This is a genomic window from Streptomyces avicenniae (assembly GCF_000719135.1).
Taxonomy (GTDB): domain Bacteria; phylum Actinomycetota; class Actinomycetes; order Streptomycetales; family Streptomycetaceae; genus Streptomyces; species Streptomyces avicenniae.
This window is the reverse complement of record NZ_JOEK01000065.1, coordinates 1-202: the sequence shown is the minus strand read 5'-3', so window position 1 is coordinate 202 and position 202 is coordinate 1. Positions and strand designations below refer to the sequence as shown.

The window sequence follows — 202 nt, the reverse complement described above, 5'->3', positions numbered from 1 at the left end:
CATCTCGTACAGACGGTGCACACCCGTCGTGGTCTCCTCGGTGACGCCCCGGACCTCGGAAGCCGCCCGCGTCCACTTCTGCGGCGACTCCGCCACCGTGCGGGTCAGCAGTTCGAGGATGACCCGGTGCTCGTCGTTCTCCGCCGTCGAAGGATCCGGGACCTTCCCGTCCTTCTCGTACTCCACCCCCTTGTGCAGCAGC

At 67.3% G+C, this 202-nt stretch carries 1 protein-coding gene; it reads right to left on the bottom strand.

Going from position 1 to position 202, the window contains the following annotated elements; genetic code table 11:
- A partial coding sequence (locus IF27_RS29775; RefSeq protein WP_190233165.1) for an adenosylhomocysteinase occupies positions 1-202 on the bottom strand: 202 nt, incomplete at both ends.